Annotated in this window: 14 protein-coding genes and 1 pseudogene; 9 read left to right on the forward strand and 6 right to left on the reverse strand. The window is 71.5% G+C overall.

The features are described from left to right. Positions 1–105 precede the first annotated feature (105 nt). On the reverse strand, positions 106–1,563 hold the full coding sequence (locus ACFE76_RS13355) for a sensor histidine kinase (RefSeq protein WP_375432253.1): 1,458 nt from the start codon (positions 1,561–1,563) through the stop codon (positions 106–108). 131 nt (positions 1,564–1,694) lie between these two features. Here ACFE76_RS13355 and ACFE76_RS13360 point away from each other — a divergent pair, with 131 nt between their 5' ends. The 3 genes from ACFE76_RS13360 (at position 1,695) to ACFE76_RS13370 (ending at position 3,786) form a co-directional block, all read left to right on the forward strand. After that, positions 1,695–2,018 (forward strand): DUF3311 domain-containing protein, encoded by a 324-nt coding sequence (locus tag ACFE76_RS13360; protein ID WP_375432254.1) that lies wholly within the window; start codon positions 1,695–1,697, stop codon positions 2,016–2,018. Beyond that, positions 2,015–3,649 (forward strand): monocarboxylate uptake permease MctP, encoded by a 1,635-nt coding sequence (gene mctP, locus ACFE76_RS13365; RefSeq protein ID WP_375432255.1) that lies wholly within the window; start codon positions 2,015–2,017, stop codon positions 3,647–3,649. The genes ACFE76_RS13360 and mctP overlap by 4 nt, the downstream gene beginning before the upstream one ends. Positions 3,650–3,711: 62 nt before the next feature. After that, on the forward strand, positions 3,712–3,786 hold the full coding sequence (locus ACFE76_RS13370) for a 50S ribosomal protein bL37 (protein WP_369797015.1): 75 nt from the start codon (positions 3,712–3,714) through the stop codon (positions 3,784–3,786). 72 nt (positions 3,787–3,858) lie between these two features. Here the strand turns inward: ACFE76_RS13370 and rsrA are convergent, their stop codons facing one another. The 4 genes from rsrA to ACFE76_RS13390 all read right to left on the reverse strand — a co-directional run bounded on the left by rsrA (position 3,859) and on the right by ACFE76_RS13390 (position 6,318). Continuing rightward, positions 3,859–4,131 carry a mycothiol system anti-sigma-R factor gene (gene rsrA, locus ACFE76_RS13375; RefSeq protein WP_375432256.1) on the reverse strand — a complete coding sequence of 91 codons (273 nt, stop codon included), beginning with the start codon at positions 4,129–4,131 and terminating at the stop codon, positions 3,859–3,861. Between the two features lie 8 nt (positions 4,132–4,139). Next, positions 4,140–4,766 (reverse strand): sigma-70 family RNA polymerase sigma factor, encoded by a 627-nt coding sequence (locus tag ACFE76_RS13380; RefSeq protein ID WP_375432257.1) that lies wholly within the window; start codon positions 4,764–4,766, stop codon positions 4,140–4,142. 92 nt (positions 4,767–4,858) lie between these two features. Continuing rightward, on the reverse strand, positions 4,859–5,482 hold the full coding sequence (locus ACFE76_RS13385; protein WP_375432258.1) for an alpha/beta family hydrolase: 624 nt from the start codon (positions 5,480–5,482) through the stop codon (positions 4,859–4,861). Between the two features lie 44 nt (positions 5,483–5,526). Then, positions 5,527–6,318: an SOS response-associated peptidase gene (locus ACFE76_RS13390; protein ID WP_375432259.1), complete on the reverse strand. Its 792-nt coding sequence runs from the start codon at positions 6,316–6,318 to the stop codon at positions 5,527–5,529. Between the two features lie 91 nt (positions 6,319–6,409). Here ACFE76_RS13390 and ACFE76_RS13395 point away from each other — a divergent pair, with 91 nt between their 5' ends. The 6 genes from ACFE76_RS13395 to ACFE76_RS13420 are packed head-to-tail and all read left to right on the forward strand — an operon-like array spanning position 6,410 to position 12,229. Next, positions 6,410–7,279 carry a DoxX family membrane protein gene (locus ACFE76_RS13395; RefSeq protein WP_375432260.1) on the forward strand — a complete coding sequence of 290 codons (870 nt, stop codon included), beginning with the start codon at positions 6,410–6,412 and terminating at the stop codon, positions 7,277–7,279. A gap of 38 nt (positions 7,280–7,317) precedes the next feature. Then, on the forward strand, positions 7,318–8,643 hold the full coding sequence (gene aroA / locus ACFE76_RS13400) for a 3-phosphoshikimate 1-carboxyvinyltransferase (RefSeq protein WP_375432261.1): 1,326 nt from the start codon (positions 7,318–7,320) through the stop codon (positions 8,641–8,643). Beyond that, complete coding sequence (gene rsgA, locus ACFE76_RS13405) at positions 8,640–9,662, forward strand: ribosome small subunit-dependent GTPase A (RefSeq protein WP_375432262.1); 1,023 nt, start codon at positions 8,640–8,642, stop codon at positions 9,660–9,662. Before aroA ends, rsgA begins: the two co-directional genes overlap by 4 nt. Before the next feature lie 10 nt (positions 9,663–9,672). After that, positions 9,673–10,485: an inositol monophosphatase family protein gene (locus ACFE76_RS13410; RefSeq protein ID WP_375432263.1), complete on the forward strand. Its 813-nt coding sequence runs from the start codon at positions 9,673–9,675 to the stop codon at positions 10,483–10,485. Positions 10,486–10,488: 3 nt separating this feature from the next. Continuing rightward, complete coding sequence (locus ACFE76_RS13415) at positions 10,489–11,103, forward strand: NTP transferase domain-containing protein (RefSeq protein WP_375432264.1); 615 nt, start codon at positions 10,489–10,491, stop codon at positions 11,101–11,103. Between the two features lie 4 nt (positions 11,104–11,107). After that, positions 11,108–12,229 (forward strand): XdhC family protein, encoded by a 1,122-nt coding sequence (locus ACFE76_RS13420; protein ID WP_375432265.1) that lies wholly within the window; start codon positions 11,108–11,110, stop codon positions 12,227–12,229. Between the two features lie 76 nt (positions 12,230–12,305). Here ACFE76_RS13420 and serA read toward each other — a convergent pair. Further along, a pseudogene (gene serA, locus ACFE76_RS13425) lies at positions 12,306–13,511 on the reverse strand (phosphoglycerate dehydrogenase); the annotation flags it as partial. Positions 13,512–13,541: the final 30 nt, after the last annotated feature.

Raw genomic sequence — 13,541 nt, forward strand, 5'->3', positions numbered from 1 at the left:
AAAGGAGGAGCCGGTGAACACGCTTTTCGTTCACCGGCGACGACGTCGACGGAGGGCCAAAGCGCGGTCCGCTCCCGAGCGGAGCGGAGGGCAGACTAAAGCAGACTAAACCGGGATCTCGAACACGGCCCGGGTGCCGGGCGCGTCGATCCGGGCGCCGATGATGAAGCACCCCTCCATCTCCTCGATCAAGGTGTTGACGATCGAGAGCCCGAGGCTGCGCGACGCCCGCCAGTCGAAGCCCTCAGGCAGGCCGCCGCCGTCGTCGCTGATCTCGACCCGCAGCTGGCCGTCGCGCCGGCTCGGCAGCACCCGCACCTCTCCCGGCCGGCCGGCCAGCCCGTGCTCCACGGCGTTCTGGCAGAGCTCGGTGACCACCATCGACAAGCCGGTCGCCATGTCGGCCGAGACCACCCCGAACGTACCGACCCGGACGGCCGAGACGCCGGCACCGGTGGAGGAGACGTCGCCGACCATCTTCAGCAGGCCGTCGGCGACCCGGTCGAACTCGACGGTCTCGTCGAACGCCTGGGACAAGGTCTCGTGCACGATCGCGATCGAGGCGACCCGCGACATGGCGTCGTTGAGGGCCACCTTGGCCTCGGGAGACTCCATCCGGCGGGCCTGCATCCGCAGCAGCGCCGCCACCGTCTGCAGGTTGTTCTTGACCCGGTGGTGGATCTCGCGGATGGTCGCGTCCTTGGTGACGAGCTGACGCTCCTTGCTGCGTAGGTCGCTGACGTCGCGGCACAGCACGATCGCCCCGACCCGTTCCCGGCCATCCAGCAGCGGCAGCACCCGGACCGTCAGGTGTGCGTCGCCGGAGACGACCTCGGTCCTCCGGGCGATCCGGCCGCCGAGGATCGTGGTGACCGACTCGTCGACCGGGCCCGGACCCGTCGGGGCCAGCGCCGCGGTCAGGCTCGGCAGGTGCTCATCGACCAGGTCGCCGATCAGCCCCAGCCGGCGGTAGGCACTGAGCGCGTTCGGGCTGGCGTACTCCACGTCACCGTTCACGTCGACCCGGATGAAGCCGTCTCCCACCCGCGGGGAGAACGCGAGGTTGGTGGTGTCGGCCGGCAGCGGAAACGCCCCGACCGTGACCATCTGGGCCAGGACGGCGCCGGTGCCGGAGTAGGCGATCTCGAGCGAGCTCGGGGCGCGGACGCCCAGCTGGCTGGTGTGCTGCTCGACGACCGCGATCACCCGCTCGGCGAGCTTGACCGGGATCGCGTGGGTGTCCACCGGCATCCCCGCCTGCAGCTTGGCCGCGCTGGTCTGGGTGATCAGTCCGCCGCCGAAGGCCTCGGAGACCAGGTGCTCGGGTGAGTAGGCGATGAGGTCGCCGACCACGTCGTCCATCAGGGCGGTGGGCCCGGTGTTGGGGCGGATCTGGGCCACCGCCCAGAAGACGTTCTCGTCCCGGTCAGGCACCCACAGCACGAGGTCGGAGAACGACAGGTCGGCCAGCAGCTGCCATTCCGAGACCAGCAGCTTGAGCCAGCGGTGGTCGGCCTCGGTGAGCTCGGTGTGCTCGGCGATGATCTCAGACATCGACGGCATGTCCACACCCTATCTGTGAGCGCCGGCCCCGCCGTGCCACGCCGAGGCCCGTGGTGGTCACCCACGGCCGCAGGCGCACGCTAACGTGCTGTGCGGCCCCACCGAGGCGGCCGGTCGGGAGGAGAACGGCAATGGCTCACGCGACGCCCGCACGACCAGGGACGACCCCACCGGGAGGCCCAGATCCACGGTGGCGGGTCACCCCGACCAAGGCCGTGGTGGCGGTGATCCTGCTGGCGGCGATCGTCGTGCCGCTGCTGGTCTCCTCCTACGACCAGATCGAGCCGCGGTTGTTCGGCTTCCCCTTCTTCTACTGGTACCAGCTGCTGTGGGTGTTCATCGCCGCCGCCTGCTGCGGGCTCAGCTACTGGCTGCTCAAGCGAGAAGCCGCCGCCTACGCCCGCCGGTCCGGCCAGCACGACGCCGGCTCGCGTGACGCGGGAGGCCAACGATGAACGTCGACGTCGTCGCCCTGGTCGTGGTGATCATCATCTTCGTGGCGGTCACCGTGATGGGCTTCATGGCCGCGCGCTGGCGCCGACCCGCCAACCTCGAGTCGCTGCACGAGTGGGGTCTGGGCGGCAAGAGCTTCGGCACCTTGACCACCTGGTTCCTGCTCGGCGGTGACCTCTACACCGCCTACACGTTCATCGCCGTCCCTGCCGCGATGTGGGCGACCGGTGCGGTGTCTGGCTTCTTTGCCGTGCCGTACACGATCGTGCTCTATCCAGTGATCTTCTTCTTCCTCGGCCGGATGTGGTCGGTCTCGCACCGGCACGGCTACATCACCACCGCCGACATCGTCCAGGGCCGCTACGGCACCCGCAGCCTCAGCCTGGCCGTCGCGGTGACCGGCATCCTGGCCACGATGCCCTACATCGCGCTGCAGCTGGTGGGCATCCAGGCGATCCTGGAGGTGATGGGTCTCGGCGGCACCAGCGTGCTGGCCCGCGACCTACCGCTGCTGATCGCCTTCGCGGTGCTCGCGGCGTACACCTACTCCTCCGGTCTGCGCGCGCCGGCGATGATCGCGGTGGTCAAGGACCTGCTGATCTACATCGTGATCGCCGTCGCGATCATCCACCTGCCCGGCCTGTTCGGCGGCTGGGGCAGCATCTTCGACGCGGCCCAGGCCAAGATGGCGGCCCCCTCACCGACCAACCCGGCCGTCCCGACCGGCACCTTCATCCCCGGCCAGGCCACCCACTGGGCGTACGCCTCGCTGGCGCTGGGCTCGGCGATGGCGCTGTTCATGTACCCGCACTCGGTCACGGCCGCGCTGAGCTCGAAGGACCGCAACACCGGTCGCCGGAACGCCGCGATCCTGCCGGCGTACTCGCTGCTGCTCGGCCTGCTGGCCCTGCTCGGCTACATCGCCATCAAGGCCGAGACGAAGCCTATCGGGCTGGACGGCAAGCCCAACCCCCAGCTGGTCATCCCTCAGCTCTTCGAGGACCACTTCCCCAGCTGGTTCACCGGGGTCGCGTTCGGGGCCATCGCGGTCGGGGCGCTCGTGCCGGCGGCCATCATGTCGATCGCCGCGGCGAACCTGTTCACCCGCAACATCTACCGGGCCTACCTCAAGCCGGACGCCGACGACAAGCAGCAGGCCAAGGTGTCCAAGATCGTCTCGCTGATCACCAAGGTCGGCGCGCTGCTCTTCGTGCTGCTGCTGGACAAGCAGAACGCGCTCAACTTCCAGCTGCTCGGCGGGGTCTGGATCCTGCAGACCCTGCCGTCGCTGGTCTTCGGGCTGTTCACCCGCTGGTTCCACCGCTGGGCGCTTCTCGGCGGCTGGGCCGTCGGCATGATCTACGGCACCGTGACCGCGTACGGCGGCTGCACCGCCTGCACCACCCGGGCCTTCGGCAACTCCCTCGCCATCGTCCCCGGGCTCGGCCGGGCCGGCTACATCGGCCTGACCGCGCTGGCGATCAACCTGGTCGTGCTGGTCGTGGCCACCGTCATCCTCCGGGCGCTGAAGGTCGGCAACGGGACCGACGTCACCGCCCAGTCGGACTACTTCGCCGACGTCGACGACCCGGGCGTCGTCCCGGTGCTGGACCTCCACCAGCCGATTCGCTGACGGTCACCGGTCCGACGTGTGGCAGACTGGTCGGGCTCGAACGACCGGAAGGAGGGACGCAGATGGGAAAGACCGGCCGCAAGCGTCGCGCCCGTAGGAAGAAGGGCGCGAACCACGGCAAGCGCCCCAACGCCTGAGGCGTCGGCCTCGACCAGCAAGACCGAACCCCCTGCGGATCATCCGCAGGGGGTTCTCGCTTTGGGTCCCGTTCAGTCCGAGGCGTCGTGCGCGGCCTGCCGGGCGACCGAGAGCCGCGTCATGACCTTGGACCGCAGCTCGTTGGGCGCCTTGTCGCCGCCGCAGCAACGGTTGACCAGCGCCTTCACCGCCTGCTCGACGTCGTAGCGGTCCAGGCAGGGCTCGCAGGCGACGAGGTGCTGACGGATCTCGTCGCTGCTCGCCGTGTCGAGCTCGTGGTCGAGGAACTGGTAGACGCGGTCCAGCATGTGCTCGCAGTCGGTCGACGGAGCCCCGCTGGTCATGTGGTCATTCACTTCTCTGCCCCCTGACGCACGAGCCCGCGCTCGCGCGCGTAGTCGCTCAACAACTTTCGCAGCTGGTTGCGGCCCCGGTTCAGCCTCGACATCACCGTACCGATCGGTGTGCCCATGATCTCGGCGATCTCCTTGTAGGAGAAGCCTTCGACGTCAGCCAGGAAGACGGCCAGCCGGAAGTCCGGGCTCAGCTGCTGCAGGGCCTCCTTGACGTCGGAGTCGGGCAAGTTCTCCAGCGCCACCGTCTCGGCGGACTTGAGCCCGCTGGAGGTGTGCGACTCCGCCCGGGCGAGCTGCCAGTCCTCGACGTTCTCGCCGTCGGAGAGCTGGGGCTCGCGCTGCTTCTTGCGATAGGAGTTGATGTAGGTGTTGGTCAGGATCCGGTACAGCCAGGCCTTGAGGTTCGTGCCCGGGGTGAACTGGTGGAACGACGCGTACGCCTTGGCGAAGGTCTCCTGCACCACGTCCTCGGCGTCGGCCGGGTTGCGGGTCATCCGCATCGCCGCGGCGTACAGCTGGTCGAGGTACTGCAGCGCGTCGGTCTCAAACCGCAGGTCGCGCTCGGCGGGGGTCTCGGTCTCGCGGGGGTCGGCCAGCGGGGCGGCCGTCGTCGGGATGCTCATCACGTACGAGAGTACCGGCGACGCTGACGTGAGCGGCCGGCCAGCCAAGGTGGAGGAGAGCGCCATGCCCGTACAACACGAGCGTGGGACCGCTATTCCCGACCACTCATCACAGGGACCACGCGGCCGAGGAAGGCCAACACCTCGGCGACCAGCCGTTCCCGCAGGTCAGCCGGGGTGAAAGCGGACGTCCGGGGCAGCCCAAAGCTGTGGTCGGCGCCCGGTAGCTCGACCAGCTGGACGCCCGGCGCGCCCGCCACGGCCGCCCGTACCTCCTCGGTGCCCCCGAAGGTGTCGCGGCTGCCCTGCAGCACCAGCCGCGGGACCGTCGGCGCGAGCAGCTCCGCGACCCGGGAGCGCTCCGGTCGGCCGGGCAGGTGCAGCGGGAAGGCGAGGCAGACCACGCCCACGACTCCGGTCACGGCCGCGGTCCGGCACGCCACCCGGGCACCGGAGCTGCGGCCACCACTGACCCCGGGCAGGTCACCCCAAGGCGGTGCGGCGACCAGCTCGAGCCAGGCCTCGTCCAGCAGCGGTGGCCGGACGGCGACCTTGCGCCCGGCCAGCCGCCACGGCTGCTCCACCCGGACCACCGTCACGCCGAACGGCGGCAGCCGGCGGGCGAGCAGGGCGAGGTCGGGCGCCTGCGGTCCGCCGCCGGCGCCGTGGCCGAGCAGCAGCACCGCCCGCGGCTGCTCCCCGTGGTCGATCAGCAACCGCCCCGGACCCTGCCCGGTGTCGCGCTGGAGGACCTCGGTGGTCAGAGCAGCCGCTCCTGGTCGTCGGTGACCTCGGCCGGCGGGTCGTGCTCGGCCAGCGGCTCCAGGAGGGACGGGTCGTTGTTCTGCACGCTGTTCACCGCGGTGGAGACCGCGTACGCCTCCAGGGCGCCCGCCTCACTGACGGCCAGCAGCGCCAGCACCTGCTCGGGATCGGTCAGGCCCGGGTCGAGCCAGCGGTCGATCGCCTCCCGGGGTACGACCATGGGCATCCGGTCGTGGAGGTGACCCGCGGCGTCGGTGGCGGTGGTGGTGATCACCGAGCAGGTACGCAGCCAGGCCGTGTCGTCGTCCCGGTCCTTGGTGGGGTCGCGCCAGATCTCGTAGATGCCGGCCATCACCAGCGGGCCCCCGTCCCTGCGGTGCAGGAAGAACGGCTGCTTGGCCACCTTGGCGGGCTTGCGGCCGGGCAGCGGCTCAGCGACGTCGGGGCTGTACCACTCGTAGAAGCCGGCGGCGGGCAGCAGGCAGCGCCGGGACCGGAACGCCTTGGCGTAGGCGGACTTGTCGGCGACGGTCTCGACCCGGGCGTTGATCATCCGGGATCCGACCTTGGCGTCCTTGGCCCAGGAGGGCACCAGTCCCCAGACCAGCGGGGCCAGCCGACGGCGGACCTCGCCGGTGTCCTTCACCCGCCGCTCGAAGACCGCGGGGACCGCCACCGTGGGCGCCACGTTGTAGTCCGGCCCCGGCAGGTCGTCGAAGATGTCGTCCACCTCGAACTCCTGCGCGAGCTGGGCCGGCGAGGCGGTGGAGGCGTAGCGGCCGCACATGTGGCGCAGGCTACCTGCTCTGATCGACCCGGGTCCGACCGTGGTGGGGGTCGGGCTTGGCGCGGACAGACCGGCGCGGTAGGAATGTCCCATGACGTTGCTACGCGCCGCCTCCCGGACCCTGCTGGCCTCCTACTTCGTCTCGAGCGGTGTGAACGCCGTCCGGCACCCGGACACGTTGGTGCCCGCCGCGCAGCCGGTAGCCGACCGACTGCTGCCGCTGGTGAAGCAGTACGCGCCCGCCCAGGTCGCCAGCGTCGTTCCCGAGGACACCAAGACCCTGGTCCGGATCAACGGCGCCGCGCAGATCTTCGGCGGACTCGCCCTCGCCACGGGCAAGGGGCGCCGGCTCGGCGCCCTGGTCCTCGCCGCTTCGCTCGTCCCCAGCACGCTGGCCAAGTACCCGTTCTGGACCCGCGACGACGCTGAGCAGAAAGCCTCTGACCGGGTGCACTTCTCCAAGAACCTCAGCCTCCTTGGCGGTGTGCTGCTGGCCGCCGGCGACACCGAGGGCAAGCCGAGCCTGGTCTGGCGGGCCCAGAAGGGCGGCCAGAGCCTGGCCAGCGACACCCGCAAGGCCCGTAAGAAGCTGGCCAAGAAGTCCGGCCGCAGCCAGAGCGCGCTCAGCAAGAACGCCGGCGACCTGGCCGACACGGTGAGCAAGAACACCAGCCAGCTCACCGACACCGCACTCGCCGGTGGCGCTGCCCTGGTCGGGGCGGCGGTCGCCAGCGGCCGGAAGGCCAAGAAGGAAGCCACCAAGCAGTTCAAGGCGGCTCAGGAGGTGGCGGCCGAGCAGGCCAAGATCGCCCGCCGCGAGGCCGCCAAGCAGGCCGAGATCGCCAAGAAGCAGGCGGTGAAGCAGGCCGAGATCGCGAAGAAGAAGGGCGCCCAGCAGGCCAAGGTCGTCGCGAAGCGCAGCGCCAAGGTCAAGAAGAACATCTCCCTCGGCGAGAACTGACCGCGTACCGGACCGGCACGCGCCCGTAGACTCGGCGGGTGCCGAACTCCTCGTGGACCGCGCCCCTGGCGCCCGTTCCCATCCACGCCACGGTGAGCGTGCCCGGCTCGAAGTCCGAGACCAACCGCGCCCTGGTGCTGGCGGCGCTGGCTGACCGGCCCTCGGTGATCACGGGCGGCCTCGAGGCCCGGGACACCGCGCTGATGCGGGACGCGCTGCGTGCCCTCGGCGTCACGATCGTGGAGACCGAGGACCACTGGCAGGTCAGCCCACCGGAGACGTTCCGCGGTGGCGTCACCATCGACTGCGGCCTGGCCGGCACCGTGATGCGCTTCGTGCCCGCGCTGGCGGCCCTGGCGGACGGTCCGGTCCGCTTCGTCGGCGACCCGCAGGCAGAGGTCCGGCCGATGGCTCCGCTGCTCGACGCGTTGACCGCTCTCGGCGTCGAGGTCGTGGTCGAGCGCGGCCCGCACCTGCCGTTCACCGTGCACGGAGCCCCGGACCTGCGGGGCGGTGCGGTGACCATCGACGCCTCCACCTCGAGCCAGTACGTCTCGGCCCTGCTGCTCGTGGGCGCCCGGCTGAGCGGCGGTCTGGAGCTGCGGCACGCCGGTCCCCCGGTGCCGTCCCTGCCGCACATCGCCATGACCACCCAGATGCTGCGCGAGCGCGGCGTCGACGTCGACGAGACCGAGCCTGACCGGTGGCGGGTGGAGCCGGGCGCCCTGGCGGCCCGGGACGTCGTGGTCGAGCCGGACCTGTCCAACGCCGCTCCGTTCCTGGCCGCCGCCGCGATCACCGGCGGGATGGTCACCGTGCCGCGGTGGCCGGCGCAGACCGTGCAGCCGGGCGACGACATCCGCGGCATCCTGCAGTCCTTCGGCGCCGAGGTGACCTGGTTCCAGGACGCGCTGACCGTCCGCGGCACCGACCACCTGCACGGGGTCGAGCTGGACCTGCGACGGGCCAGCGAGCTCACGCCGGTCGTCGCCGCCGTGGCCGCGCTCGCCGACAGCACGAGCCACCTGCACGGCGTCGGGCACATCCGGGGCCACGAGACCGACCGGCTGGCCGCTCTGGACGCCGAGCTGTCCGCCGTCGGGGTCGGGGTCACCCAGGAGCAGGACGGGCTGACCATCCACCCCAAGCTGCTCGGCGGCGCGTCCTGGCGCACCTACGCCGACCACCGGATGGCCCAGGCCGGCGCCCTGCTCGGCCTGGTGGTGCCCGAGGTCGAGCTGGACGACGTCAGCTGCACCGCCAAGACCATGCCCGAGTTCGTGGAGCTCTGGACAAGGATGATCGAGGACTCGGTGACCCGCAGCGAGACCGCTCCGGCGCCTTGGCTCGACCCTCGCGCATGACGTCCCGCAGCTTTCGCACCGACGAGAACGACGCGTTCGAGCGGCCCCGCCGGCACACCAAGCCGCGGACCAAGGACCGTCCCGACTATTCCACCGCCGAGATCGGCATGATCATCACCGTCGACCGGGGCCGCTTCCGGGTGCTGGTCGCCGGGCCTGAGGAGGAACGGGACGTCACCGCCACCAAGGCGCGTCAGCTCGGCCGGACCGGGGTGATCGTCGGGGACCGGGTACGGCTGGTGGGCGACACCAGCGGCGAGGAGGGCACGCTGGCCCGGATCGTCGCGGTCGAGGAGCGGACCACCGTGCTGCGTCGGACCGCCGACGACGACGACCCGTACGAGCGGCCCATCGTCGCGAACGCCGACCAACTGGTGATCGTCACCGCGCTCGCCGACCCGCCGCCGCGGACCGGCATGATCGACCGGATCCTGGTCGCTGGCTTCGACGCCGGGATCGACCCGCTGCTCTGCCTGACCAAAGCCGACCTCGCCGGCCCCGAGGAGCTGGTGGCCCAGTACGCGCCGCTCGGGGTGCCCGTCCAGACCGTCTCCCCCGGCTCCGACCTGACCGCGATGCGGCAGGTCCTGAGCGGCCGGAGGAGCGTGTTCGTCGGCCACTCCGGCGTCGGCAAGTCCACGCTGGTGAACGCCCTCATCCCCGACGCCCACCGCGGCACCGGTGCGGTCAACGAGGTCACCGGCCGCGGCCGGCACACCTCCAGCTCGGCCATCGCCCTGCGGCTGCCGCCGCTCGACGGCGCCACCGAGGAGGGAGCGGCGGACGGCGGCTGGGTGATCGACACCCCCGGTGTCCGGTCGTTCGGGCTCAGCCACGTGACCCGGGAGAGCCTGATCGCCGCGTTCGCCGACCTCGCCGCCATCGCGGCCACCTGCCCGCGCGGCTGCAGCCACGAGACCGGGGCCCCGGAGTGTGCGCTCGACGTGGCGGTGGCTCAAGGCGACCTCGGCGCGGACCGGCTGGAGTCGTTCCGGCGGATGCTCGACTCAGGCCAGTAGGTTGGCGGTCGTGCCCCCTGACGATGCGCTGCACCGCAACCTGACCGACGACCTGCGGCTGGCTCATCTGCTCGCCGACGACGCCGACTCGATCACCATGAGCCGGTTCAAGGCCCTCGACCTGCGGGTGAGCGCGAAGCCGGACCTGACCCCGGTCTCCGATGCCGACACCGCCGTCGAGGAGGCGATCCGGCGCACCCTCGGCCGGGCCCGGCCGCGCGACGCCGTGCACGGTGAGGAAATGGCGGACACCGGCTGGGGTCCGCGGCGCTGGGTCGTCGACCCGATCGACGGGACGAAGAACTTCGTCCGCGGTGTGCCGGTCTGGGCGACGCTGATCTCGCTGATGGTCAACGACGAGGTCGTCGTCGGGGTGGTCAGTGCTCCCGCGCTCAACCGTCGCTGGTGGGCCAGCCTGGGCGGTGGCGCGTACGCCGGCAAGTCGCTGATGTCACCGGCGGCGTGCCACGTCTCGGACGTGGCGGCGCTCGAGGACGCGTCGCTCAGCTACGCCGAGGTGTCGGAGTGGGTCGACGCCGGCCAGGGCCAGGAGTTCGTCGACCTGCTGCGGACCTGCTGGCGGACCCGCGCGTACGGGGACTTCTGGTCCTACATGCTGCTCGCCGAAGGTGCGGTCGACATCGCCTGCGAGCCCGAGCTGGCCCTGCACGACATGGCGGCGTGCTCGATCATCGTCACCGAGGCCGGGGGCGCGTTCACCGACGTCGACGGCCGGCCGGGACCGCTCGGCGCCGGGGCGTACGCCAGCAACGGACGGCTGCACGAGGCTGTGCTCGCTCAGCTGCGGCCTGACACCGACTGAGCGGTGGCGGCAGTCTCGGTGGCGGGGTCCGTGACCGGCGTGCTGCTCGCCGCCGGCGCCGGTCGCCGGGCGGGTGGCCCCAAGGCGCTGCGCCGGTACGCCGACGGCACGCCGTGGCTGGTCCGGGGCGTCCGGGTGCTGCGAGAGGGCGGCTGCGACGCCGTGGTCGTGGTCCTGGGCTGCCAGGCCGGCCCGGCACGGGTCCTGCTCGACGGGTTCCTGCTCGAGGGTGAGGGGGCCGTCCGCGTCGTGGAGAATCCTGACTGGGCCGACGGGATGGCGGGCTCGCTGCGGGCGGGGCTGCAGGCGATGCTGTCCGGGGCCGGGACAGCCGTGCTGGTGCACCTGGTCGACCTGCCGGACGTCACGGCCGCGGTGGTGGTCCGGCTGCTCGACGCGGCTCCGGTGACGCCGCAGGTGCTCGCCCGGGCGGTGTACCAGGGCCGGCCCGGACACCCCGTGCTGCTGGGTCGGACGCACCTCGCGCCACTGCTCGTGGGGCTGTCCGGCGACCGGGGCGCGGCGGACTACCTGCGTGCGGCCGGCTTGGTCGAGGTCGAGTGTGGCGATCTCACCTCCGGCCGCGACGACGACCTGCCCCCCGGGCTGGCAGGCTGAGCGGGTGCGCGAGGTGCTGGACCAGCTGCTGACCTGGTGGCGGTCTGGGCAGACGGTCGGGCTGGCCACGGTGGTCGACACCTGGCAGTCGGCGCCCCGAGCGCCCGGAGCGGTGATGCTGGTCGGTCCCGACGGGTCGGTCGTCGGCTCGGTGTCCGGCGGTTGCGTGGAGGCCGACGTGCACGCGGTCGCCGAGACGGTCGTCGCCGACGGCGTGCCGCAGCTGCGCCGCTACGGAGTCAGCGACGCTGACGCCACCGCGGTCGGACTCCCCTGCGGCGGCACCCTGGACGTCTTGATCGAGGCAGTCTCGCTCGACTCCTTCCCCGGCCTGGCGGCGTTGGCCGCCGACGTGACCGCAGGCCGGCCGGTGGCCGTCGCGACGGTCCTCGAGCACCCGGACGCCGCCCGGGTCGGCCGCCGGCTGGTGGTCACCGAGGTCGGCTCGGAGGGCACGCTGGGCGGCGAGCGGATCGACGCCGCCGTGACCGACGACGTCCGCGGGCTGCTCGCCGCCGGCCACAGTCGGTCGCTGACCTACGGACCGGACGGCGAGCGCCGCGGGACCGGGCTGCGGGTCTTCGCGGCCGTGCTGGCGCCCCGGCCGCGGATGCTGGTCTTCGGGGCCAGCGACTTCGCCGCCGCGGTGGCCCGGATGGGCGGGTTCCTCGGCTACCGCGTCACGGTCTGCGACGCCCGGCCGCTCTTCACCACCGACGCACGCTTCCCCGACGCGGACGAGGTCGTCGTCGCCTGGCCGCACACCTACCTCGCCGCCGAGGCCGCAGCGGGCCGGACCGACGAGCGCACCGTGGTCTGCGTGCTCACCCACGACCCGAAGTTCGACGGTCCCCTGCTGGAGGTCGCGCTCCGACTACCCCTCGGGTACGTCGGCGCCATGGGCTCGCGACGGACCCACGACGAGCGGCAGGACCGGCTGCGGACCGCCGGGCTCACCGACGCCGAGCTCGCCCGGCTCGCCAGCCCGATCGGGCTCGACCTGGGCGCCCGGACGCCGGAGGAGACGGCCGTCTCGATCGCCGCGGAGATCGTCCGCACCCGCTGGGGCGGTGAGGGCCGGCCACTACGCGAGCTGGGCGGCCGGATCCACCACGACCCGCGGTAATTCCCAACAATGTGCGACATGGTGCCGCGAGTACGCGGCACCATGTCGCAGATTGTTTCGGAGTCGCCTCTCGGCCTCAGCCGATGATGCGCAGCCGGACCGTCTCGGGCAGGCTGCGCAGCTTGTCCAGCAGCGCGTCGTCGAACCGGCCGCCGATGTCGGTGACCACGTACCCGAGCTGACCGCGGGTGGACAGCGTCTGGCTCTCGATGTTGACGCCGAAGTCGGCGAGCACCCCGTTCACGGTGGCGAGGACGCCCGGCACGTTGTGGTGGACGTGCAGGATCCGGCTGCGGTTGGGGGTCTCGTCGGCCTGCACACCGGGCAGGTTGACCGACATGGTCGTCGTGCCCGCGCGGGCGAAGTCACCGAGCTTGGCGGCCACGAACCGGCCGATGTCCTCCTGCGCCTCTTCGGTCGAACCGCCCACGTGGGGGGTGAGGATGACGTTCGGCAGACCCTGCAGCGAGGACACGAACGGGTCGCCGGCGGCCTTCGGCTCCTCAGCGAACACGTCCAGCGCCGCGCCGGCGATATGGCCGGACACCAGGTGCGCGCGCAGCGCCTCGTGGTCCACGACGATGCCGCGGCACAGGTTGAGGAAGAGGCTGCGCGGCCGCATCATGGCGAACTGCTCCGCGCCGAAGAGACCGGCGTTGCCCGCCCGACCGTCGACGTGCAGGGTGACGGTTTCGGCTTGGCTCAGCAGCTCTTCGAGGCTGTTGCAGCGCCGTGCGTTGCCGAGCGCCAGCTTGTCGGCCACGTCGTAGAACAGCACCCGCATGCCGAGCGCCTCGGCTACGACCGACAGCTGGCTGCCGATGTTGCCGTAGCCCACGATGCCGAGGGTGCGACCACGGACCTCGTGCGCACCCTTGGCCGACTTGTCCCAGACGCCGGCGTGCATCGCTGAGTTCTTGTCGGTCAGGTGGCGGGCCATCGCGATGATCTCGGCGATGACCAGCTCGACGACGCTCCGGGTGTTGGAAAAGGGTGCGTTGAAGACGGCGGTACCGCGCCCGGCGGCCGCGGCGAGGTCGATCTGGTTGGTGCCGATGCAGAAGGCGCCGACGCCGATCAGCCGCGGAGCCGCCTCGAGCACGGCCGCGGTGACGGTGGTCTTCGAGCGGATCCCCAGCAGGTCGACGTCCTGCACGGCCACCATCAGTTCCGCCTCGTCCAGCGCGCCCTTGGCCGTCTCGACCTCGATCCCGTTCTCGGTGAGCACCCGTACGGCTTCGGGGTGGATGTTCTCCAGCAGCAGTGCCTTCATAGGGTTCCTCGTCTGTCTTGCGTGTGACGCCTTAAGCCG

It is taken from the genome of uncultured Friedmanniella sp., from assembly GCF_964244005.1.
Taxonomy (GTDB): Bacteria; Actinomycetota; Actinomycetes; order Propionibacteriales; family Propionibacteriaceae; genus Microlunatus.

Excerpts from the sequence above, each read along its gene's own strand:
- ACFE76_RS13355 (WP_375432253.1), bottom strand. The coding sequence starts at position 1,563 with ATGCCGTCGATGTCTGAGATCATCGCCGAGCACACCGAGCTCACCGAG.
- ACFE76_RS13360 (WP_375432254.1), top strand. The coding sequence starts at position 1,695 with ATGGCTCACGCGACGCCCGCACGACCAGGGACGACCCCACCGGGAGGC.
- mctP (WP_375432255.1), top strand. The coding sequence starts at position 2,015 with ATGAACGTCGACGTCGTCGCCCTGGTCGTGGTGATCATCATCTTCGTG.
- rsrA (WP_375432256.1), bottom strand. The coding sequence starts at position 4,131 with ATGACCAGCGGGGCTCCGTCGACCGACTGCGAGCACATGCTGGACCGC.
- ACFE76_RS13380 (WP_375432257.1), bottom strand. The coding sequence starts at position 4,766 with ATGAGCATCCCGACGACGGCCGCCCCGCTGGCCGACCCCCGCGAGACC.
- ACFE76_RS13390 (WP_375432259.1), bottom strand. The coding sequence starts at position 6,318 with ATGTGCGGCCGCTACGCCTCCACCGCCTCGCCGGCCCAGCTCGCGCAG.
- ACFE76_RS13395 (WP_375432260.1), top strand. The coding sequence starts at position 6,410 with ATGACGTTGCTACGCGCCGCCTCCCGGACCCTGCTGGCCTCCTACTTC.
- rsgA (WP_375432262.1), top strand. The coding sequence starts at position 8,640 with ATGACGTCCCGCAGCTTTCGCACCGACGAGAACGACGCGTTCGAGCGG.